24 protein-coding genes are annotated in these 20438 nt (G+C 56.3%); 14 read left to right on the forward strand and 10 right to left on the reverse strand.

All coding sequences use genetic code 11. The annotated features are described in order from the left end of the window. Positions 1–93: 93 nt before the first annotated feature. Positions 94–240: a hypothetical protein gene (locus WC598_RS12385; protein ID WP_372961815.1), complete on the reverse strand. Its 147-nt coding sequence runs from the start codon at positions 238–240 to the stop codon at positions 94–96. Between the two features lie 69 nt (positions 241–309). Between WC598_RS12385 and WC598_RS12390 the strand changes: the two genes are divergently transcribed. The 4 genes from WC598_RS12390 to WC598_RS12405 all read left to right on the forward strand — a co-directional run bounded on the left by WC598_RS12390 (position 310) and on the right by WC598_RS12405 (position 3116). After that, entirely contained in the window at positions 310–1167 is an 858-nt protein-coding gene (locus tag WC598_RS12390; RefSeq protein ID WP_372961816.1) for a class I SAM-dependent methyltransferase, read from the forward strand. A gap of 42 nt (positions 1168–1209) precedes the next feature. After that, positions 1210–1773, forward strand: coding sequence for an FmdE family protein (locus tag WC598_RS12395; RefSeq protein ID WP_372961817.1), 564 nt, complete (start codon positions 1210–1212; stop codon positions 1771–1773). 15 nt (positions 1774–1788) lie between these two features. Next, positions 1789–2718: a class I SAM-dependent methyltransferase gene (locus WC598_RS12400; RefSeq protein ID WP_372961818.1), complete on the forward strand. Its 930-nt coding sequence runs from the start codon at positions 1789–1791 to the stop codon at positions 2716–2718. Between the two features lie 113 nt (positions 2719–2831). After that, on the forward strand, positions 2832–3116 hold the full coding sequence (locus tag WC598_RS12405; protein ID WP_372961819.1) for a hypothetical protein: 285 nt from the start codon (positions 2832–2834) through the stop codon (positions 3114–3116). Positions 3117–3142: 26 nt separating this feature from the next. Here WC598_RS12405 and WC598_RS12410 read toward each other — a convergent pair whose 3' ends face one another. Continuing rightward, positions 3143–3352, reverse strand: a complete 210-nt coding sequence (locus WC598_RS12410; RefSeq protein WP_372961820.1) for a molybdopterin-binding protein — start codon at positions 3350–3352, stop codon at positions 3143–3145. A 204-nt stretch (positions 3353–3556) separates the two neighbouring features. After that, on the reverse strand, positions 3557–4057 hold the full coding sequence (locus tag WC598_RS12415; RefSeq protein WP_372961821.1) for a hypothetical protein: 501 nt from the start codon (positions 4055–4057) through the stop codon (positions 3557–3559). A gap of 150 nt (positions 4058–4207) precedes the next feature. Here WC598_RS12415 and WC598_RS12420 point away from each other — a divergent pair, with 150 nt between their 5' ends. Further along, positions 4208–4681 carry a VOC family protein gene (locus tag WC598_RS12420; protein WP_372961822.1) on the forward strand — a complete coding sequence of 158 codons (474 nt, stop codon included), beginning with the start codon at positions 4208–4210 and terminating at the stop codon, positions 4679–4681. Positions 4682–4749: 68 nt separating this feature from the next. After that, on the forward strand, positions 4750–5157 hold the full coding sequence (tsaA, locus tag WC598_RS12425; RefSeq protein WP_372961823.1) for a tRNA (N6-threonylcarbamoyladenosine(37)-N6)-methyltransferase TrmO: 408 nt from the start codon (positions 4750–4752) through the stop codon (positions 5155–5157). A 17-nt stretch (positions 5158–5174) separates the two neighbouring features. Here the strand turns inward: tsaA and WC598_RS12430 are convergent, their stop codons facing one another. From WC598_RS12430 to WC598_RS12455, 6 genes are all read right to left on the reverse strand, one after another. Continuing rightward, positions 5175–6950, reverse strand: a complete 1776-nt coding sequence (locus tag WC598_RS12430; protein WP_372961824.1) for a hypothetical protein — start codon at positions 6948–6950, stop codon at positions 5175–5177. 571 nt (positions 6951–7521) lie between these two features. Then, positions 7522–8049 (reverse strand): hypothetical protein, encoded by a 528-nt coding sequence (locus WC598_RS12435; protein ID WP_372961825.1) that lies wholly within the window; start codon positions 8047–8049, stop codon positions 7522–7524. Between the two features lie 48 nt (positions 8050–8097). Further along, on the reverse strand, positions 8098–9399 hold the full coding sequence (gene brxD, locus WC598_RS12440; protein WP_372961826.1) for a BREX system ATP-binding protein BrxD: 1302 nt from the start codon (positions 9397–9399) through the stop codon (positions 8098–8100). Then, entirely contained in the window at positions 9380–11200 is a 1821-nt protein-coding gene (locus tag WC598_RS12445) for a tetratricopeptide repeat protein (protein WP_372961827.1), read from the reverse strand. The genes brxD and WC598_RS12445 overlap by 20 nt, the downstream gene beginning before the upstream one ends. 1 nt (position 11201) lies before the next feature. Beyond that, complete coding sequence (locus WC598_RS12450) at positions 11202–11903, reverse strand: dolichyl-phosphate beta-glucosyltransferase (protein ID WP_372961828.1); 702 nt, start codon at positions 11901–11903, stop codon at positions 11202–11204. Between the two features lie 141 nt (positions 11904–12044). Beyond that, positions 12045–12275, reverse strand: a complete 231-nt coding sequence (locus WC598_RS12455; RefSeq protein ID WP_372961829.1) for a hypothetical protein — start codon at positions 12273–12275, stop codon at positions 12045–12047. A gap of 104 nt (positions 12276–12379) precedes the next feature. Here WC598_RS12455 and WC598_RS12460 point away from each other — a divergent pair, with 104 nt between their 5' ends. After that, positions 12380–12865, forward strand: a complete 486-nt coding sequence (locus WC598_RS12460; RefSeq protein WP_372961830.1) for a hypothetical protein — start codon at positions 12380–12382, stop codon at positions 12863–12865. A gap of 182 nt (positions 12866–13047) precedes the next feature. Further along, positions 13048–13410: a PaaI family thioesterase gene (locus WC598_RS12465; protein WP_372961831.1), complete on the forward strand. Its 363-nt coding sequence runs from the start codon at positions 13048–13050 to the stop codon at positions 13408–13410. 256 nt (positions 13411–13666) lie between these two features. Here the strand turns inward: WC598_RS12465 and WC598_RS12470 are convergent, their stop codons facing one another. After that, positions 13667–14380: a tetratricopeptide repeat protein gene (locus WC598_RS12470; RefSeq protein WP_372961832.1), complete on the reverse strand. Its 714-nt coding sequence runs from the start codon at positions 14378–14380 to the stop codon at positions 13667–13669. Between the two features lie 143 nt (positions 14381–14523). Between WC598_RS12470 and WC598_RS12475 the strand changes: the two genes are divergently transcribed. Genes WC598_RS12475 through WC598_RS12500 form a run of 6 tightly spaced genes read left to right on the forward strand, consistent with a single transcriptional unit; the run spans position 14524 to position 20359 of the window. Beyond that, a complete protein-coding gene (locus tag WC598_RS12475) occupies positions 14524–16104 on the forward strand; it encodes a CTP synthase (protein ID WP_372961833.1) in 1581 nt (526 codons plus the stop codon). A 13-nt stretch (positions 16105–16117) separates the two neighbouring features. Next, complete coding sequence (gene guaA, locus WC598_RS12480) at positions 16118–17035, forward strand: glutamine-hydrolyzing GMP synthase (RefSeq protein ID WP_372961834.1); 918 nt, start codon at positions 16118–16120, stop codon at positions 17033–17035. Between the two features lie 49 nt (positions 17036–17084). After that, positions 17085–18215, forward strand: a complete 1131-nt coding sequence (locus tag WC598_RS12485) for an aspartate aminotransferase family protein (protein WP_372961835.1) — start codon at positions 17085–17087, stop codon at positions 18213–18215. Further along, positions 18199–19257, forward strand: coding sequence for a histidinol-phosphate transaminase (gene hisC, locus WC598_RS12490; protein WP_372961836.1), 1059 nt, complete (start codon positions 18199–18201; stop codon positions 19255–19257). The genes WC598_RS12485 and hisC overlap by 17 nt, the downstream gene beginning before the upstream one ends. Continuing rightward, a complete protein-coding gene (locus WC598_RS12495) occupies positions 19254–19766 on the forward strand; it encodes an adenylate kinase family protein (protein ID WP_372961837.1) in 513 nt (170 codons plus the stop codon). The genes hisC and WC598_RS12495 overlap by 4 nt, the downstream gene beginning before the upstream one ends. Next, positions 19763–20359 carry a CDP-alcohol phosphatidyltransferase family protein gene (locus WC598_RS12500; RefSeq protein WP_372961838.1) on the forward strand — a complete coding sequence of 199 codons (597 nt, stop codon included), beginning with the start codon at positions 19763–19765 and terminating at the stop codon, positions 20357–20359. The genes WC598_RS12495 and WC598_RS12500 overlap by 4 nt, the downstream gene beginning before the upstream one ends. Positions 20360–20438: the final 79 nt, after the last annotated feature.

The raw sequence follows: 20438 nt of genomic DNA on the forward strand, positions 1-20438 counted from the left end.
ATCCGTGAATTCTCAAAGCAAACGGTTTATCGTGAATCTGGAGGACGAAACTCTGGACATCCTCAACATCATGGGTCCCGCTTTTAGAAATTATTATTTCGTTAGGGAGTCCTGCGAAATGTAGGATACCATCTCACTGCCCCCGGCTATGGTGATCACGACTTCGGTACTGACCGGGCCCTTCTTGACTGACTTCACGGTGCCATCCTCGAAATATGTTGATATTAATCGTTTGACCATTCCCCGTTTCAAGAAATGTCATCAATTAAAAACAAATTGTTGATATCTTACAATAGTAAATTTAATAATATGAACACACCTCCCGACTCCACTCCCGCACTCACATTCCGCGAGAAGTGGCGAGCGCTGAAACTGGCACACTGTGCCATCCCGAATTACGGCAGCTCCCGCCAGTTCTGGGGCAGTAAAAAGAAGATTGATTCTGTGTACGCAAAAAGGGATACCGGCCATGAGGGGATCACGGAGGCCCGTCTCGCGGCGATGCAGATTCCGGATGGCTCCCGTGTTCTCGATATCGGCGCCGGGCCGGGAACGTATGCCATCCCGCTCTCAAAGAGGGGCTGCAATGTGACCGTTGTCGAACCCTCCCCTGTCATGCGGGAGATGCTGGAAGCACGGATTAAAAAAGAGAGGATAAAGAACATCACCGTAATCCCGAAGCGGTGGGAGGATGTGGTGCCGGCAGAGCTCGGCGCCCCGTTCGATGCGGTCATTGCCTCGTTCTCCTTGACAATGATGGACATGGAAGAGGCACTCGGGCGGATGCATGCCTGCTCGAAAGGAACCGTACACCTGTACTGGTTCCTGACATCCCCCACGTGGGCAAAAGTCAATGCGGATCTCTGGCCCCTCCTCCACGGGGGGTGTTTCCCGGGAGAGCCTACCGCGGACTGGCTCTGGCAGATCCTGTACGAGATGGGAATCCACGCAGCCATCCAGCCGGAATCGCAGGTCTCCTTTTCACGGTACGCGACCGTGGATGAGGCAGTTGAAGAGTTCCGGCAGCGACTCAACTGCACGACCCCTGCCCATGAAGAGACCGTCAGAAATTATTTCCATTCCGTCCTGCGGCAGGACGGGGATGGCTTTATCCTCGGGTGCGGGACACGCAGTGCGCATATCTGGTGGAAGACAACAGATCAGTGATACCCACAACCGTGACAAAAAATCCTGAAATCTGGTGAAAAAATGAGCGAATACGAGATATTATTCAACAAGGCAAAAACGTTCCACGGGCATGTCTGCCCGGGCATTGTGCTTGGAACCCGGCTGACGATAGCCGGCATGCGGGAACTGGGTATGGACCCGCTCGTGCCACCGCGTAACCTGATTGTGTACATTGAGATCGATCGCTGTGGTTCTGATGCAGTGCAGGCAATAACCGGGTGCTCGCTTGGACACCGTTCCCTCAAGCACAAGGACTTTGGGAAATTTGCTGCAACCTTTGTCGATCTCGCGACACGGAACGCAGTACGGGTCTCGGTCCACGAGAAAAAGAGAGCGGAACATGACAAGCTCGATCAAAAAGACGTTATCAGGGTTCTCGGTGAGTGCCCCGAAGAAGAGATCCTGAAGATCGAGCGCGTGAAGATCGATGTTCCCGAGGATGACATCCCGGGATTTCCCCATGGAAAGGCAATATGCAGCATCTGCGGCGAGCAGGTCATGGATAACCGGCACATCCTGGTAGATGGGAAAGCGGTGTGCAAAAACTGCCATGCGACTTCGTATTATTCGGTAATTGCGCCGTAACGGGTTCTTTTTACGATGACGGATTCATCTCATTCCTGCAGGGATCTGGATATATCGTCCCCCACGTACTGGCGGGACCGGTGGCAGCAGATGAAACGTGCGAGGGACGCGGATCCGTATGTTGCGAGCGCGGGTGAGTACTGGAGCAACCGGAAGAACGTGACCGAGCTCTATGTAAAGAGTCGTACCCGGCAGGCCTGGACGGGGAAAGTGGACGCCCAGTTCAAAGCCATGAAGATCCCCCCCGGTGCCCGCGTCCTTGATATCGGGGGAGGGACCGGGACCCACGCGGTTCCCCTGGCTGCAATGGGCTGTGACGTCACGGTGGTGGAACCCTCAGGGGCCATGCGGGAGGAGCTGGAAAAGAACCTTTCCTCATCCGGGGCAGGAGCGATCACCGTGATACCCACCCGGTGGGAAGATGTTATCCCCGGCAAGATGGGGGGCCCGTTCGACATCGTGATGGCCTCCTATTCGCTCTCCATGGAGGATATCGGAAACGCCATAACAACGATGCAGGCCTGCTGCCGGGGTTTTGTCCACCTCTTCTGGTTTCTCACTCCCCCGTCATGGGCCCGGGTAAGTTATGATCTCTGGCCCCTTTTGTACGGCAGAAAATACCCTGGCGATCCCCTTGCCGACATTCTCTGGCAGGCATTATACGAGATGGGGATCTATGCCGATATGACGACAGAGAGAAAGAAAGAAACCGTTTACCCGGATGTTGGCGAGGCCGTGCAGGAATACTGCCAGCGCCTGGACATCCCGACCGGCCCGCAGGAAGCTGTCCTGAAGGAATATTTTTCACACAAGCTCCGGCCCTGCGGCACCGGGTTTGTCCTTGACGGGGTGTCCTGCAGTGCCCACATCTCATGGGATGCCGGGGCCATAACGAATCCTTCACGAACCGGATTATCCGGATCCTCCGGGGGTGGTGTCCGTTAGTTTTTACCAACAATGTTACCAGAGATCTTTTATTTTTGCCCGTAAACGAATGGTATATCCGGGCCGGTGCTCTGCAAAGATGCCGGCTGTTTTTCCCAGAGGATTGTTCGCCCATGACATCGTGCTCATCTGATCCGGTCTCTCCCTACCCCGGCTGGGAACGTCATGTTTACCGGCTTTCCCGACCGGTGACAAAAGAGGATGTTGCAGCCTTTTTAGGAAACGAGGAGCTCTTCGTGCGGGACACGGCAGCCGGGCCGGTCAACATCATCCACAAATATGGCATCCTTGAGATCCATGGCATCATCGGCAGCAACACGATCGATGTCTGGTCCGATCCGGCGAAAGGGGGGTATCCCTCTGAATACCTGGATGCCCTGCTCATGACCCGGTTTTAACCGGATCGCGTTTAAAAAAGGGAGTATTAATCGGTTCCTACCATCACTTCGGAAGCCTTCATGATGGCATAGACCGTCATGCCTTCCCGCAGGTTCATCTTTTCTGCAGAATGGGTTGTGATGGACGAGACAATCTCGTTTCCACCGGGAATGGCGATGACAACCTCGGTGCTGACCGGTCCCTTCTTCATGGTCTTTACCGTTCCCTTGATCTGGTTTCGTGCACTGATCTTCATGGTTTTCACCAAGCATACTTCATGCATGATCTATTTCAAATTATCATTCCTTCCGGAAATGTCAGGTACGGTTCAATGGGATATGGCAGAAATTCTGCAATCAGTACCCAGTTCCGGCGTGGTAAACCGGAGTGCGTTTTAATTCCGCGAACTGTGCACCCCCTTGTGGGATGAAAAGTGAGACGCTGTGAAACCGGGCCGGTTTTAAACCGATGGTGCCGGCTCCAGCCGGAGCAGGACAATGTCCCCGTCCTTTCGTGTTGATACGATCACGTGGAGATCCTCTTCCCTGCCCTGGACTACCCGGGTGAGTACGGCCTGCCTCCCCGAGACCGGCGTACCTGTTGAGTACGTCCCGGTGACCGCATTCCTGATAGTACAATCGGGGCAGGAATCCGTCTTTCCGCATCCTTTGGGGAGGAACGAATTGATACAATCCAGGACTTTCCCGCAAAGGCTTCCCCGGACCTGAGCAAACGGTGCCTTCACATATGCAACGGCAAGGGAATTTGCTGCAAGGACATTGGCATCGCCATCGACAAGAAAGACCGGGGCATCGAGCAGGTCCAAGTATTTTCTGGTATTGAACCTGTGCTCGGTAAGAATCCGTTCATAACAGGATTTGCAGACCCCGTGGCTGATCGGATCGTCAGGGGCTGCCCCGGGACTGATGACCGTTTTGCAGAAGGAGCAGATCGTTCTCATGATGAATCCTCTGTACGATCATGGGAATTCGTGCTTTATTAACTATCATCACCGGGTGCGTTATATCCGAAAACCGCGGAGAACATAAAAAAAATGCCAGCCCTCCCCCTTTATCTCTCTCAACTTCACAATCTTTCCTTTGGAAAAAGCATGCCACCGGAATTCAGACTCACCTCATTTGTCCTGCTCGTGAACGATGTTGAAAAATCAAAGGAATTCTACCGCAACCTCTTAAAGCAGGAGATCCTGATGGATATCGGGATAAATGTCGGGTTTGCAGGCGGCCTTGCTCTCTGGCAGAGAGACTATGCCATAAACGTTATCCACGGGCCCGGGGTGCAGATCCGGAAGGGAAACGATGTTGAAGTTTATTTCGAGACCTCCGACATCAGCGAAGCCTGGGAGACGGTCAGGCGTCTTGATACCCTCATCATCCACGAGCTCCGCGAGCAGCCCTGGTGCCAGCGGGTGTTCCGGATCTATGACCCGGACCAGTTCGTTGTCGAGATCGCCGAGCCCATGGAGGCAGTGGTCAGGAGGCTTAACAAGGACGGCCTCTCAGAAGAGGAGATCGTGAAACGATCGTTCATGCCGGCAGCGATGGTCCGCCGGATCCTTGGCTGATGCAGGAATGATCATGAAAGGAAAGCATATCACACCGGACCGGGAATATCCCCAAAGGACTGCACCCCATGACGATTGAACTTGTCCCCATCGGCTATGTCAAATCTCCCTATAGGGAACGCAAGGATGCACCCCGGCAGGGCCGGCTCTCCGATACGGTATCAGAAATTATCATCAAGGACCGGTTCCTTCCCGGGCTTGCAGATGTTGAGAAGAAAAGCCATCTGATAGTCCTTCTCTGGTTTGACCGGGCAGACCGGGCCGTGCTCCGTGCAACGCCACCCGGCACATCTGCTGAACACGGGGTGTTTGCCACCCGGTCACCGGACCGCCCCAACCCGGTGGCGTTCTCCGTAGTCGACCTCATCGAGCGGGAAGGAAACGTCCTGCGGGTCCGGGGCCTGGATGCCCTTGACGGGACGCCGGTCATCGACATCAAGCCCTGGCTTCCGGATCTCGACGGCCTGAACCGGTGAGGCTTCGGGTATCCCTATCAGAAATACATCGGTGTACTCTGGGGATTCGGGTTTTCCGCTGTGGGTGTCATGCCGGCAACAGAACCGGTCCGGACATCGACCAGAACATCGAGTTGTGCCATCGGGGTATTGGCACTCCGGGAATAGATCATTTTTCCGTTGTTGTAGACTTCAACCGTCAGGATATTACCGGTGTTGTCCTGCTTCTGGATGGATGCCTGGACAAGCCCGTCATTGTACTGGACGGGGAAGAACGAGTCCCCCTTCCCGGATACGACTTTCATCCGGCCCGGGTTCCCTACTTCACCGGCAAACTCCCCGGTGTAGATCACCCGGAACCCGGCACCCTGGGCCGGGATGGACAGCATTGCCGGTGTAGTGGTTGGCTGGACCGTCAATACGGGGGTGGTTGGTGTGACCGGTGATCCCACAAGATTCAGGGGATTGAAACTGACGACTAGGACAATTGCTCCCGCCATCGCCAGCAATGCCACGATACCAAGGATGATCGAAACCGTTCTTCGTTCCCCGCTGCCCCTTTCGGGAGCTTCCGGTTTGCGGGAAATCTGTTGTGCAACCGGTTCCCTGCCGGTACTCTCTTTTGAGACCCGATCGACTTCGGTGCCTGGTTCAGCGTGGAGTGCAGTTTCCGAATCCTTCCGCTGGTGAGCGGAAAGGTTTCCGGAGGGATTCGTGACGGGTTCAGGCTCTCCTGTAAGGGAGGTCTCTTCAATTGCCGGATGAGCAGTCTTTTCTTTCCCTGATACTATCTCACCCACCGGTTCAGGGATCGGATGCCCGTCCCCATGTGCCGGAACAGGCCCGGCTCCGGGCTGGTTCCCGCCATCCGTGACGGCTTCTTGTGACGTGTCGGAAACTTCCGGCGCCTGTGGAACAGCCACTTCGTCCTGCGTTTCCCGGGTTTCTTCCTTTGGCGCGAGGGATTGCGCAGCTGCAAGGATTGTTGCCGCCGGTATCCTCTCCGGTTCTTTTTTGGCCTCTTCTTTTGGTGAGGTGAGACCCGTGACCGGTGCGTTTACAGGAACAAATGGTATGACAATTGTATGGAATTTCTGGAGCGCGTCCTGGTCCGGCACCGGGGCGGGAGTGGTTACGCGGGTATCGTCCTCGTCCTGTTCGCCGTAATCATAGTGTGGAGTTGCCATGTTCGCTTCTGCGGGAGGGACGGGGGTGATGTTCTCCGCCACCACGTAATCCTCTACCGGGTCTGAATATACATCTTCAGGAACCTCTTCCGGCTCTCCGGGTGCTTTGCGTTCAAAGAGAATGCCCTCATCATCGGGAATGATCGTGATCTCAGGAGGTGCCGTCTCTTTCAGCGTGTACGGGGTGTGGAGTGCGATCCCTTCCGGGGCAACCCAGCGACGGACGAGGGGTTGCATCCCGTCCGTTTCAGCCGGGTTTTCTGCGGGCAGACCGGGTGCGTCCCGCCCGGCAATGATCGACTCCATGAGCTTCTTTACCCAGATATCCCGCTCCCGCTTGCGGTGCTCGCCGGGCTGCTGCAAGAAGATGAGGTTCATCTCCCGTCCGATATCATCGGCATCCGTATAGGTCAGGATGATGACCGGCTCACTGCTGGAAGCAGTCCCGCTCTTCACCGTGAGGATATCTTCAAATGCGATCATCAGCGGCTCGAACCGGGAATACCTGCTGTCAATAAGGGTGAGGCGATGCGTTGTGAGCATCACGTCGTACGGAACGGAATCGACACCAACCCGGTGGGTTGTCATCGTTATGGATTCACCGCTGCTCAGGTAAGGGCTTCCCATGGTTCTATGGCTCGTTATTTTAGTTCGTTGTTGAACAAGATATTCTTTTTAGATAGATCCTGTTTTATCGCTCGTATATCTATTCATTGGATTGCCCGGGTTAGCTCAACGGTGCGGAAGGTATGCCCGGGTTCTGTTGGGGGAAATACACTTTTCCCCCATCCGACCCCCCATCAACACGGAACCTGCTACTTCAACATATTACGATGTGAAAATGGTTATTTTTACCAAAAAACCGTGTGGGTGAATGGGGGGTCGGGCACTGTTTTTTGTACAATTACCGATTTTTGTGTGATTGCGCGATGAAGATATTACGACAGGATTTTTGTATTATTATCTCCTGGGATGAAAACCATTTTTCCTCATCCGACCCCCCGCTTCAGGCAGTGCACTCACTCCGGCCATAAATCCGGCCTGGTGCAGGACCGGTACCTGATGGGTGCCTGTATGTGTGGTGTTTGACCGTGGGTAAATATGCCGGACCTGCAAAACGCGGGATTTGCCAGCAGCTTCCTATGGAGCATCCTTAAAAAAAACCGCCCGGAAACACGGTAATTCCAAACGAGCCGGTTTATTTCCTCATCATCCGTACCGTACAGCACAATGTCCCGGCTATTCCGAGGGCAGCGACCGGCAGGACCGGGGATTCCGGGGATTCGGTAACGGGGATTTTCGGCGGCTGGAATGCAATGGTGGTAGCAGCGTGTTCGCCACGGTTGAAGTGCAGGCCGTCGACCGGCATAGTGACCACGTGGATCGTGTAATTCCCGGGCCTGAGCGTTCCAAGGATAACTGACGTGTCCCAGGAATAGGTCCACGTCCCGTTGCTCATATGCACCGGTGCGGTAGTAACAAGCCCCCTCCCGGTGGGGATATTGAGGTTGTCCAGGGTCGTGCCCCGCGGGTCAAGACCGGGTCCCGTGACAAAGAGAAATACGGCAATGGTGCTGAGACCGGACACGGTCCCGTTAAGGGCTATCACGTCCCCGATATGCGGCCCGGCCGGGGTGGCTGCGATGGTCAGGTTCACGGCCCCCGACACGGGAAAACAGATGCCTAAAAGGGCACATGCAAGGATCGCCAGACACACCCGTCTCATATCTTAGTAAATTGTGCGTTACGGGGCTAAAAGGGTATCATGGACCGATCAGAACCGGACCACCATAACCGCCTCTTCTTCTTTTGTGAGCTCTCCTTTGAGGTGATCGGCATCGAAATCATAGGCATTTGCGGGATTGTAGTCCTCGTAGAGTTCGCATTTGTCGAGGATATCCGTGAACTCTTTTAGGAAGATCCTCGGGATGATATCCACCCTGCCCCCGAAGCGGGAGGTGATCTTACGGATCATTGCCCGGATGAAGCGGTGGGAGACGCGCTCCCGGTCCGGCTCGGAATAGGCCTGGGCGTACACGTCCATCACCTTGAGGGCAACGAGCTCCAGTTTCCCGGTATCGAACTTCGATAAGATGATCTGGGGCTGGCGCGGGTTCCGGAAATTATCATCCTGGACTACGCTGATCCGGTCGTAGAGCGGCGGGACGGACCGGATCCCCCTTGAGCCGTCGTACAGGGCGGGTGTTCCCGTGAAGAGGAAGTAGCAGCGCGGCATCTCGCCCCGGTCCAGCGCATCGATGATCTGGACAAGTGTCTGGTAGCCCTTCTCGCGCTGGGCCCGCTGGAGCCCCTGCGTGGTCTCCATCTCGTCGACCGCAAGGGCAAGCCCCCGGTATCCTGCACCGTGGATGACCGAGACTAACCCCCGCAGGAAGATGAACGCGATGGTATCGTCAATGTCGCCCCGTATCGCCGCTTTCTGTTTGAAATCACGGCCGATATTCGGTTCGGCCGAGAGCCACCCGAGCGCGGCCTGGGCAAGGTGGAAATCACCGTTATTGTTGGACCGGTAATAGGTGCGGAGAGCCGCGGCAAGCGAGGAGTTCATCTCGGAGATGGCGGAGAGTGCGGCCTCGATCTCCCGTTCGGTAGCGGCTTCGAGTGCTGCATCGGATCCATCCCCCGGCGTAACCGCAAGAATTCTCTCCTCGATGGCAAAGAGCCAGTTGTCCACGATCGTCTTGAGGGCATGCTCCTCTTCATTTGTTCGTAAGTTTGCGCAGACCTGCTGGTAGATCCCCTTGAGCCGGTGGAGTGGGGTGGATGAGGAGATAACCACGTGGGACGTGACAAAGCCCCGCGCCCGTGCGATCTCAAGGGCCCGGGCAACAAGGAACGTCTTGCCACTCCCGTACTCGCCCCGGATGAACTTGGTATCGCCCCCGCCCTCGGCAACGTAATCGAGCTGTTTTGCAATAACGCCTTCCTCAACGTCAAGCCCTACCGCTATCCGTTCAAGGCCGCCGGCAGGCACCGTCCCGCGCCGGAGTGCATTGATGATGTTGATGCTCTCCATCCTTCGCCGGTCCATCCGTTCAGGTTCCGGTATATTCATAGATCTCCCCGTCCTCCCCAACACCTTTCTTCTCTATCAGTGACAAGCCCTCGGCAGCTGCCCTCTGGATGATCCGGTTGACCACGCCAACCACACGCCTCGTGCCAAGCAGGGTGCGCAGGTCCATCTCGCTTGCCTTCCGGTGCGAGCGGAGGAACGCAACTATCTTCTGCTCCTGCTCCGAAAGCCCCAGCTGGTCGGTGATGACCTGGGCCTGCGGGATCTTCTGTGTCCGTTTCTTAGCGAGAGCGGAATGCATGATCGGGCGGTCGGCAACGGACTGTTCCTTGCACGTCCGGATCAGCCGGAGATAATCCTCGAGCTGGATGGTGCGGGAATGGTGGGGCATGACATCCATCCCGCAGAGGCAGCAGTACTTGCACCCCGCATAATCTGCTTCTTCCAGAGCATTGGTGGCCATGATGAAAAAGGCAATGGATAAGAGTTCCAGCCCTTCCGAATCGAGGGTGGTGCGCCGGTCGGACAACTTCTGGATCAGCTGTTCCATCAGACGCCGGTAACGGTACATCCTGCAGTCTTCGTCAACGATCACTGCTGCTGTGCGGATGAGATCGGATCCTTTCCTGACATTTCCGAGGATATAGAGCATCACTTTCTCGCATTCGCGGTCATCCCCGTGGGCCGAGAGGAAGCGGGCATAGGCAGGACCCCCGGCAAGGAAATCCGCCCGGTACGCCCGGTAGTACCACGAGCGGGCCTCATCCTCGTTTTTCAGGTCTTCAAAGAAGCGTGCGGTTTCAAGAAGACCTGCAACGCTGACATCCTTTGAGACGAGATCGAGGAACCGCTGCCGGGCGTCTTCCGGAGAAAGGGCCTCTTTGAGAAACCTGCGGTACCGGCAGATGATGCGGGAGCTGGCGCCGGGGTCGTTTCCTGCTGCCAGTTCGTCCCGGACAAGGTTTTCGTACGCTGCGAGCGCCCGCGGTGTATCGTTAAGTTCTGCAAGGATCTCGCATTCGAGCAGCCGGCCGGCTGCAAGCCCGCGATCGGAGGAGAGGAGGTTTCTTGTGAGGGCAAGCGCCTCACTGAACCGGCTCTCCGTTTTGAGGAGGAGGATATAATCGCAGATGGTCCCGGCATGAGGCGGGTCTTTCGCGTCTGCGAGATAACCGGCGTACATGTCGAGGGCAGCGGGCAGGTCGTACCGGGATAGTGCCTCCAGGTAGGTTCTCCGGATCTCCAAATCCCCCGTCTCGCGGTACAGCCGGAGGCCGGACTCGAAGGCTTCCCGGTAGTTTCCCGACCGGACTAACGCATCCAGGTATTCATGGGACAGGTCCGGATCGTTCTGGGCTGCGTGGGTGGCAAGGGCTTCTCCGGGCTCACCGGTCTCGATGAGCGCCCGCATCAGGTTTTTCCGGTCGGCCTGGGTAGTTCCTGCCTGCAGAAGCCGGCGCAGGACCGGCAAGGCTCCCCGGTAATCCCGGTGAGCGATCAAGTATTCGGCATAACTCCGCAGGGCATCCTGGTTGGAGGGGTCGAGGTGGACCGCGGTTGAGTACTCGGCAATAGCCCCTTCATCCCCCCGGGCTTCCAGCACTTTTGCCAGGTAACTGTGAACGTACGAGGACTCGGGCATCTTCCGTGCAAGGTCGCGGAAAAAGACCTCTGCGTCTTCGAGCCTGCCGGCGTTGTAAAGATTTGTCGCGGCTAAAATCTCGATGGCCGGATCCTTTTCCCCGTCGAGCAGTGCTGTGCAGAGAAGAAGCGATTCCTGGTACTGCCCGCTCTCGAAGAGCCGGAACGCCTCTTTCTTTCTGTCGTTTTGCAGTTCACTCATGTCAGTCAGGATTGAACCGGATGGCAAACAGGCCGCGGAGCATCCGGATCATGTCCCGCTTCTGGACCCGGGAATCCCCCATGTTCTGCCATTCGATGGGGACTTCGGCAATCGTGCAGCCGGCATTATGGATTCTCCAGAGGAGTTCGACATCGAACTCGAATCCCCGGGATTTCATCCGGGGCAGCAGGGGCCCGATGGCTGACCTGCGGAAGACTTTTGCCCCGCACTGCGTGTCATGGAACGAGAGGCCGAAGAGAACCCGGATGAGCAGGTTGAAGACCCGGCTCTCGAGCCTCCGCAGGAGTCCCTGCCGGATCACGAGGTTCGAGCCCGGTACCCAGCGCGAACCAATGGCTGCCTCAGCAGAATCGAGCATGGCAAAGAGGCGCAGCATCTCCTTAATGCTTGTTGAACCGTCGGCATCAAAGTACCCAACCCTGGGAGCCGTTGCCGCGGAAAGGCCGGCAAGCACCCCACCGCCCTTTCCGAGCCGGTGGTCGAAGCGGAGGCAGCGGATGTTAAGGTCAGTGCGCTTGCCGGCTATGGATTCGACAACGTCAGCGGTCCGGTCCGTCCCGTCACAGACAACGATGAGCTCCCCGTTAAACCCGGGTATTGCTTCGAAGAGCCGGGTTATCCGTTTCTCTTCATTATACGCGGGGATAACGAGACTGTACGGGATCTCGGGGGAAGGTGTCATGGCGGGCATATTCTTTTTGGTGTATTGCAGTTCTGTTGTCCCACGTGCGGTTCAGATGCCGGCAGCTCAAAAAACCGTGCGGGCTCCTTACGCGCACGTGGCACATATCTCCAGTATAGTTTGCCGAGTTTCAAAATAACGTTACTGGTGTTCACCCAGGTGCCGGGCCAGAACGCTTCCGGGACGGTACTTCTCTGCCATGGCAAGAGCGGTCTTCCGGAGTTCGTGGTGCTCGGCAAGGCAGCTGGCCGGGGGGGCGGTTTTCCGGAGTATGGAGGAGGTGTTCTCGGTTATCTGGATGAGCTCGGTTGCTATGATCGCGTTGAGCCAGACAAGGTCCGCCAGCATCTCTTTGGTCTCGTTATCCTGCATAAGGATTGTCGCCCGTTTTGGGATATTAAGTGTGGGGAGGTAAAAGCGATAATGCTGATTTGGGGTGGAGAAGGTTTATTCTGGCATCAGTCTGACATACTGGCATGAAACAGATCCTGCTCATCCTTGTTGTAATCCTGGCCTGTATCCTTGTGTGCGGCTGTACCTCCAATCCTGCAAATGTACCTTCTCCTGCGCCGGCAACCCAGCAGACCCCGGCTGCACTGCCCCCGCCGACCGCACTGCCGCACCCTGCTACCCCCGGACCGGTCCAGACGGTACCCGATTATGAATCCGTGAGTGTGACGGTGAACCGGAACGTTGTCTCTACGGATCCGACACTCACGGTCACCTATAACGGCGGGAAGGGTCTTGGCATGACCACCCGGATGGACGTTACGGTCATCCGGTCGGACGGGGTTGTGGAGACCGCGTCGCGGGAAGACCCGGTGATGGGGACCAGCATTACGCTGATGGGTACAACCGGCAGCGATCGTGTTATTGTTTCCGTTACCATGACCTCGGGCAGCCAGTACACCATTATCGACAAGTACTACCCGTTCCCGGGCAGCATGGTTCCCGCCGTGTAGTAAGCAGAGCCTCATCCCCTCCTGCACTTTTTTTAGAGAAATGAGAACGAATGCAGGATAGTTCCGGCATGAAAAACAACAATCTTAATCCCCTCTCATTTTAAGAAACAGATTAGGAAATTATGAGTTATCTGGACAATATCAGAAAAGACGGAAGATCCGCCAATCCTTTTTTTTGTTGTATGGGAATTGAGATTGTTACATCCGGGCCGGGAAAATCTGTGCTGAAAATGCCGGTCCGGCCCGACATGCAGAACGGGGTTGGCTGGCTCCAGGGGGGCCTCCTCGTTGCGCTTGCGGATGAGGCAATGGTCCTGGCTCTTTACCCCCTGCTCGCACCGGATGAGGGTATTGCCACCATCTCGGAGTCAACGAGTTTTGTCAAGGGAACCCGGAGCGGTGTCATTGTTGCGGAGGGAACGGTTCTCAAGAAAGGGCGCCGTGTGGCGTTCTGCGAAGGGGAAGTCCGGATGGAGAACGGCGAAAATGTCCTGCTCTCCCGCACAACCGCAGCATTCGCAGTTACTTCCCTCTCGAGAAATTAACAAAAAAGAATTGATAGGCAAAAATCTTTTTTTTGTTCATTTTAATTCTCCTCCCGTGGGTGTGACCCCTCGCTCCCAAGGATGAAGAGGCCCCCCGGGGTGAATCTGCCGAACCCTGCCATCTTTTAAGAATAGTATCCCCCCCTTCCTGAGTGACAGGCATTTAGGGAGGTTCACGTTTGCGGGGGCGCCAGTTATCAGGCCCCAATGAGTGTATATACAACAATTCCGCTGCTATGAGCAGAGTAAAAAAAAATTATTTCTTTGATCTCTTCTCTTTCTTTCCTGTCGCAGCTTTGCTGTCGGCAGGCTTCCGGAACTTTACATACCAGATCACAATGCCGAGGGCAACGATGACGATTACCGCAAGCACGATAGTGAGTTTCGTTGCAGCGGCCTGTGCTTCAGCAAGGCCTGCTGTTGCATCCGTGTTGCCCGGGTCGAGTTCGAGAACCTTATTGAAGGCACCAACCGCATCATAGGGCCGTCCTGCCGCGTTTAAGGCGATTCCCTTGTTGAGATACCCCTTGAGGTAGGTAGTGTTCTGGGCCTCGGCTGCACTGATAGCATTGGTATATGCGCTGATTGCATCGTCGTACTTACTCTGTTTGTAAAGCGCGTAGCCTTTGTTATTCCAGAGGCCGGGGTCCTTTTTATACAGTGCAAGACCCTGATCAGCGGTTTTTACTGCCTCCTCATATTGCCCGAGATCAGTGAGCACTGCTGCCTTGTCCTTGTAGATATAGGTGAGCGTGTCAGACTTGGCAACAAGGGAAGTATTCGAGGCGAGCGCCATATCGAAGTATACCAGTGCCCGTTCGAAATCTCCCCCGGAAGCGGCCAGGGAGCCCCGGTTGTAATAGATCGAAGCATTACTGGTATTGGTATCCATTTCAGCCAGCACCGGCTGGACGACACAGGCAATCATAGCAAGAATTGCCAGGACGAGAACAATACGCCTGTATTTCATACGGTACAGATCTGGTGTTGTCCCAGATTAAGGTTGCTTTGAACCATAAAACCAGGACGCCTGCAGGATATGGTGATTCACGCCGGTAAGATAACACTATTAGGGATTGTGAGCAAAATATAGTGCATTCGGGGAGATCGTACGTGAAGTATATTATTATCACCGGGGGTGTGATGAGCGGGCTTGGAAAGGGCATCACCGCTGCATCCGTGGGCCGCATTCTGAAAAACCGGGGCTACCGGGTAACCGCGGTCAAGATCGACCCGTATCTCAACATTGATGCAGGGACGATGAACCCGGCCCAGCATGGCGAGGTTTTCGTATTAAAAGACGGGAGCGAAGTGGACCTCGACCTCGGGAACTACGAGCGTTTCCTTGACATCGAACTCACGGCATCCCACAATATCACCACCGGAAAAGTGTACCGCACGGTCATAGAAAAGGAACGCCGCGGTGATTTCCTTGGTGAGACCGTCCAGATCATCCCCCATATCACCGACCAGATCAAGAAATGCATCCAGCAGGCTGCCGAAGAGGAGTTCCCGGACGGGACCAAAGCCGATATCTGCCTGGTGGAAGTGGGCGGTACCGTCGGAGATATCGAGAGCATGCCGTTTCTTGAAGCGGTCCGCCAGATGCATGGCGATTTCCCCCCGCACGACTTTATCCTGATCCACGTCACCCTGATCCCCGAGGATACCATGGGGGACTTCAAGACCAAGCCCACCCAGCACTCGGTCAAGGCCCTGCGGGAACTGGGTCTCCACGCGGACATCATTGTGGGCAGGAGCGACAGCCCGATGGGGGCCAACACCAAGCGGAAGATCTCGGCGTTCTGCGATCTTCCCCAGAGTGCGGTCATCTCGGCAGCAACTGCACCGGATACCTACGCGGTCCCGATGGAGATGGAAAAAGAGGGAATTGCCGACGTGCTCTCCGCACACCTCGCGCTTGACAGGACCGAGGTCGATACTGCCTGGTACCGGATCGTAAACAAGGAGTACACGAACCGGGTCACCGTTGCCATTGTGAGCAAATATGGTATCGAGGACGTCTATATCAGCATCAAGGAGTCGCTCAAGCATGCCGGCCGGGCGCTCTCGACCGAGGTCAAGATTGTATGGCTGGACGCGGAACGGTACGAGAAATGTTCCCTTAAGGATTATGACGGTATCCTGATCCCGGGCGGCTTCGGGAAGCGGGGTATTGAAGGGAAGATCGAGGCTATCCGCTTTGCCCGCGAGAACAATGTTCCTTTCCTCGGGCTCTGCCTCGGGTTCCAGCTGGCTACGGTGGAATATGCCCGGTACAAGGCCGGCATCGGGGATGCCACGAGCGAGGAGTTTGGCGAGGGCTCGCACGTGATCGCCATCCTTCCCGAGCAGGACGGGGTCAGCGACTTAGGCGGGACAATGCGCCTTGGGAATTACACTGCAGACCTGCGGCCGGGAACGCTTGCCCACAAGCTCTATGGTGAGGACCAGGTTACCGAACGGCACCGCCACCGGTATGAAGTGAACCCGAAGTACATCAAACCCCTTGAAGAGGCAGGCCTGGTCTTCTCGGCAACGAACCGGAACCGGATGGAGTGCCTTGAACTCCCCGGCCACCCGTTCTTCTTTGCCACCCAGTTCCACCCCGAATTCAGGTCCCGGCCAACCCGGCCGTCCCCGCCCTACCTGGGTTTTGTCGAAGCATGCAGGGCGAACAAACGGACGAAATAACAAGGAGTATTCTATGGTCAAATGCGAGAAGTTCATTCCAAAGGCAATCGAGGAGATAAAAGCTGCTGCCGGTCCGGACAAAGTTGTCATGGCCTTATCCGGCGGCGTTGACAGTTCCGTCTGCGCTGCCCTGGCAGCCCGTGCCATCGGTGACAACCTGATCCCCATCTACATCGATACCGGCCTGATGCGGAAAGGTGAGACCGACCGGATCCGGACCATCTTTGGTAACATCCACCTCCAGATCGTTGATGCGGGAGACGAGTTCCTTGATGCCCTCAAAGGCATCACGGATCCCGAAGCCAAGCGCAAGGCTATCGGCGAGCGGTTCATCCGCGTTTTTGAACGCGAGGCAAGGAAACAGGGGGCAAAGTGCCTTCTCCAGGGGACCATCTATCCCGACCGGATCGAGAGCGAGGGCGGGATCAAGAGCCATCACAATGTCGGGGGCATGCCGCTCCACATGGAGTTCACGAAGGTTATTGAGCCTATCCGCGATCTCTACAAGGATGAGGTTCGGGAAGTTGCCGGGGCGCTCGGGCTCCCGAAGGAGATCCAGCACCGGATGCCGTTCCCCGGCCCCGGGCTTGCCGTGCGGGTGCTCGGTGAAGTGACCAGAGAGAAAGTTGCAGTCATCCGTGAGGCGAACTGGATCGTTGAGGACGAACTGGTTGAGACGTACGGTCCCTGGCAGTGTTTTGCAGCCCTCCTTGGTCTTGGCACCGGTGTCAAGGGCGACAACCGGATCCATGGCTGGATCGTTGCCGTGAGAGCTGTTAATTCCAGAGACGGGATGACGGCCGACCCGGTCAACATCCCGTTCGACCACCTGATGAGAATCGGGTCGAGAATTACCGCCGATATACCGAGCGTTGCCCGCGTTGTCTACGATATCACCGCAAAACCCCCGGCAACCATTGAATACGAATAATTGAAGGACAAGCAATACAAACTCAACAAAACGCAATTTCGTGATTGGAATGCAAACTACCAGCCAGATGAAAGCGCTCGACGAGCGCTATTACATGCCCGCGTTCTCCCGGGAGATCGCGATCGTGAAAGGCGAGGGATCGAAAGTCTGGGACGCGGACGGGAAAGAGTACATAGACTGCGTTGCAGGAATTGCTGTCTGCAGCACCGGCCACTGCCACCCTGCCGTAGTGAAAGCTATCTGCGACCAGGCACACCAGCTGATTCACTGCTCGAACCTCTACTACGTGCCCCACCAGGGAGAGGTAGCAAAGAAACTCGTAGAAGTGACCGGTATGCACAAGGCCTTCTTCTCGAATTCGGGTGCCGAGGCAACGGACGGAGCCCTCAAGCTGGCCCGGGTCAGGACCGGCCGGAAGAAGTTTATTGCGTTCACCCACGGGTTCCACGGGCGTACCATTGGATCCCTTGCAGTAACCCACAAACCTGCAATCCGGGAGCCGTTTGAGCCGCTCGGTATGGTGAAGACCTTTGTCGAGTATGGCGATCTTGAAGGGCTTAAAAAGGCCATTGACAGCGACACCGCAGGGGTCATCGTAGAACCCATCCAGGGTGAGGCCGGTGTCATCATCCCTCCTGACAGTTTCTTTGAGGGAATCCGCGAGATTTGTGACAAGTCGGGGGCACTCATGATCGTAGACGAAGTCCAGACCGGGATGGGCCGGACCGGCAAGTGGCTTGCCATGCAGCACACGAAGGTTCAGCCGGACATCGTCACCCTGGCAAAAGGAATAGCGAGCGGGTTTCCGATGGGCGCACTTGTTGCCCGCGAAGGCCTTGAGTTCAAAAAGAGCGAGCACGGCAGCACCTTTGCCGGAGGTCCGCTTGCCTGCGCAGCAGCGCTGGCAACAGCAGGTGTTATCGAGAAGGTTCTTCCGGAGGTATCCCGTAAGGGTGAACGGTTTGCGCAGGGTCTCGCACCGTACAACCCCCGTGTACGGGGGCTCATGATTGGCGTAACCCTCGGTGACAGATGCCCGGAGGTCCAGAAGAAGTGCGCCGAGGAAGGTGTGCTTGTCAACTGTGCAGCGGATGGCAATCTCCGTCTCGTCCCCCCGCTCACGATCAGCGATGCCGAGATCGATTCTGTAGTGAAGGTTATCAATGGAGCACTTGGTTAGATCCTGCTATAAGAAGAAGAGCGGCTATGTCTTTGCGAAGAAAGCAGAGGATATTGCCCGCGAGTACGGCATTGACCGGATAGCCCGGCTTGCGAGCAACGAGAATCCCGAACCCCTCTCACCCGCGGCGCTCAGGGCAGCAGAAGCCGCCTTAAAGACCGTGAACCGGTACCCTGACGAGAAGGTAAATACCTTAATGAACGCCCTGCGGGCACATTACGGGGATTACCACTTCGTAACCGGTGTCGGGATGGATGGTGTGATCGAGACTATCATCCGGACCCTCGTGGAACCGGGAGAGCAGGTGGCCATATCCACGCCCACCTTCTCGTTCTACACGCTTGCGGCAATGGGACAGGGAGCAGAGGTCATCACGGTCCCCCGCGAACCGGATTTCTCCGTTGATACGAAGAAACTGATCAAAGCCGCGAAGACTGCCAAGGTCACGGTACTCTGTTCGCCGAACAATCCCACCGGGAACGCGACTTCGATCGATGCGGTTGTTGAGATCCTTGACGGGATCGAAGGCCTCCTTTTCCTTGACAACGCCTACACAGAATTCTCCGGAATCGATTATCTGCCGCTCATGAAAAAGCACGAGAACCTTGTGCTCGGCCGGACATTCTCGAAAGTGTACTCCCTTGCCGGCCTCCGGATAGGATATGCCTTCACCCCCCGCTGGCTGCCGCCGTGGTACCAGCGGGCAGGCACGCCGTTTACGGTAAATTCCGTCTCGATGGCCGCAGCCGCGGCCTCCCTGTCCGATACCGCCCACGCGGAGCGGTACCTTGCTCAGGTGAACCGGTGGAGAAAACGGTTCGCAGCCGAAGTAAAACTTCCGGTCCTCCCGTCAGATGCAAACTTTGTCATGATCGATGTTGCCCCGAAGAAGAGCGACGAAGTGGTAGAGGAACTGGCCCGGCACGGGGTTGTTGTCCGCTCCTGCCGGAGTTTCACCGGTCTTGAGGACCATTATATCCGGGTAAGCGTTGGCGAAGACTGGGAGAACGAGCTCTTCGTGAAGGTGATTAACTCCCTATGATGTGCGGCATCACCGGAACCCCCGGCACCGGCAAATCGATGATAAGCGACGAGCTGGCAGAGCGGGGGCACCGGGTTGTCCACATTACCGATACGGTAGGCCCGTATGTTGTTGGCGACGATGAGGAGCGCAATGCCCAGGTCATTGATGTGGACCGCTGGGTTGAGGAATTCAAACCCGTGGACGGGTTTGTCGAGGGGCATTTCGCCCACCTGCTTCCCTGCGACCGCATCGTGGTTCTCCGCTGCCGCCCGGACGAGCTGAAAACCCGGCTTGCCCGGAGAAAATACCGGAAGGAGAAGATACGGGAGAATGCCGAGGCAGAAGCGCTCGATTCCTGTCTCATTGAAACCGTGGAGGAACACGACCCGTCCCACATTTTCGAACTGGACACGACCGGCCGCAACGCAGCGTACTGCGCCGACCGGATCGAGCAGTTCGTAAACGGCGCAATACCGGCGGATTTCGGCCATATCGACTGGTCGGAATACCTGGAGATCCAGCCATGACCCTCGACCAGTACCGTTCCCATGCCAAAGTGTATTTCGACCCGCTTGTTGCCATCGCGATCCGGTGCCGGCTCACCCCGAACTTCTTCACGCTCGCGGCGCTCGCGGCCTCAGCCGTTGCCGGGATCTTCTTCTACCTCCGGATGGAGCTCTGGGGTGTCCTTGCCGTAGCCGTCAATGCCTTCTGTGATGCCATGGATGGTGCCGTTGCCCGGGAGATGAAATGCCAGAGCAAACGCGGGGATTTCCTTGACCATGCGGTTGACCGCTTTGCAGACATCTTCATCATCACCGGTATCTTTGCCGGGGGGCTTGTCTCGTGGCAGATCGGGGTCTTTGCGCTCACCGGTGTCCTGATGGCCTCCTATCTTGGAACCCAGGCACAGGCCGTTGGCGTGGGGCGGTATTATGGCGGGATTCTCGGGCGGGCTGATCGCCTGGTCATGATCATGGTGGTCGGGATCATCGATATGCTGGTTCCCTTAAGCTTCTTCGGGCTCTCGCTCCTTGGCTGGATGCTTCTCCTGTTCGGGATATTCGGCTATATCACCGCATTCCAGCGGTTTGCGTACGTGTGGCGGAAAGTGGAGTAATCCTCCTTTCTTTCTGACCCGGATATCCGTTTCGTAGTATCCCCTTAAATTCCATAACCTTTTATTCATCGGGTCAGAT

The organism is Methanoregula sp. (assembly GCF_041645475.1).
GTDB lineage: Archaea > Halobacteriota > Methanomicrobia > Methanomicrobiales > Methanospirillaceae > Methanoregula.

Bases quoted from the DNA above. Each gene is read 5' to 3' on its own strand.
- brxD (WP_372961826.1), bottom strand. From the start codon at position 9,399: ATGAATATACCGGAACCTGAACGGATGGACCGGCGAAGGATGGAGAGC.
- WC598_RS12395 (WP_372961817.1), top strand. From the start codon at position 1,210: ATGAGCGAATACGAGATATTATTCAACAAGGCAAAAACGTTCCACGGG.
- WC598_RS12430 (WP_372961824.1), bottom strand. From the start codon at position 6,950: ATGGGAAGCCCTTACCTGAGCAGCGGTGAATCCATAACGATGACAACC.
- guaA (WP_372961834.1), top strand. From the start codon at position 16,118: ATGGTCAAATGCGAGAAGTTCATTCCAAAGGCAATCGAGGAGATAAAA.
- WC598_RS12415 (WP_372961821.1), bottom strand. From the start codon at position 4,057: ATGAGAACGATCTGCTCCTTCTGCAAAACGGTCATCAGTCCCGGGGCA.
- WC598_RS12470 (WP_372961832.1), bottom strand. From the start codon at position 14,380: ATGAAATACAGGCGTATTGTTCTCGTCCTGGCAATTCTTGCTATGATT.
- tsaA (WP_372961823.1), top strand. From the start codon at position 4,750: ATGACGATTGAACTTGTCCCCATCGGCTATGTCAAATCTCCCTATAGG.
- WC598_RS12410 (WP_372961820.1), bottom strand. From the start codon at position 3,352: ATGAAGATCAGTGCACGAAACCAGATCAAGGGAACGGTAAAGACCATG.
- WC598_RS12405 (WP_372961819.1), top strand. From the start codon at position 2,832: ATGACATCGTGCTCATCTGATCCGGTCTCTCCCTACCCCGGCTGGGAA.
- WC598_RS12435 (WP_372961825.1), bottom strand. From the start codon at position 8,049: ATGAGACGGGTGTGTCTGGCGATCCTTGCATGTGCCCTTTTAGGCATC.
- WC598_RS12460 (WP_372961830.1), top strand. From the start codon at position 12,380: ATGAAACAGATCCTGCTCATCCTTGTTGTAATCCTGGCCTGTATCCTT.
- WC598_RS12445 (WP_372961827.1), bottom strand. From the start codon at position 11,200: ATGAGTGAACTGCAAAACGACAGAAAGAAAGAGGCGTTCCGGCTCTTC.
- WC598_RS12385 (WP_372961815.1), bottom strand. From the start codon at position 240: ATGGTCAAACGATTAATATCAACATATTTCGAGGATGGCACCGTGAAG.
- WC598_RS12500 (WP_372961838.1), top strand. From the start codon at position 19,763: ATGACCCTCGACCAGTACCGTTCCCATGCCAAAGTGTATTTCGACCCG.
- WC598_RS12390 (WP_372961816.1), top strand. From the start codon at position 310: ATGAACACACCTCCCGACTCCACTCCCGCACTCACATTCCGCGAGAAG.
- hisC (WP_372961836.1), top strand. From the start codon at position 18,199: ATGGAGCACTTGGTTAGATCCTGCTATAAGAAGAAGAGCGGCTATGTC.
- WC598_RS12495 (WP_372961837.1), top strand. From the start codon at position 19,254: ATGATGTGCGGCATCACCGGAACCCCCGGCACCGGCAAATCGATGATA.
- WC598_RS12465 (WP_372961831.1), top strand. From the start codon at position 13,048: ATGGGAATTGAGATTGTTACATCCGGGCCGGGAAAATCTGTGCTGAAA.
- WC598_RS12420 (WP_372961822.1), top strand. From the start codon at position 4,208: ATGCCACCGGAATTCAGACTCACCTCATTTGTCCTGCTCGTGAACGAT.
- WC598_RS12400 (WP_372961818.1), top strand. From the start codon at position 1,789: ATGACGGATTCATCTCATTCCTGCAGGGATCTGGATATATCGTCCCCC.
- WC598_RS12485 (WP_372961835.1), top strand. From the start codon at position 17,085: ATGCAAACTACCAGCCAGATGAAAGCGCTCGACGAGCGCTATTACATG.
- WC598_RS12450 (WP_372961828.1), bottom strand. From the start codon at position 11,903: ATGACACCTTCCCCCGAGATCCCGTACAGTCTCGTTATCCCCGCGTAT.
- WC598_RS12455 (WP_372961829.1), bottom strand. From the start codon at position 12,275: ATGCAGGATAACGAGACCAAAGAGATGCTGGCGGACCTTGTCTGGCTC.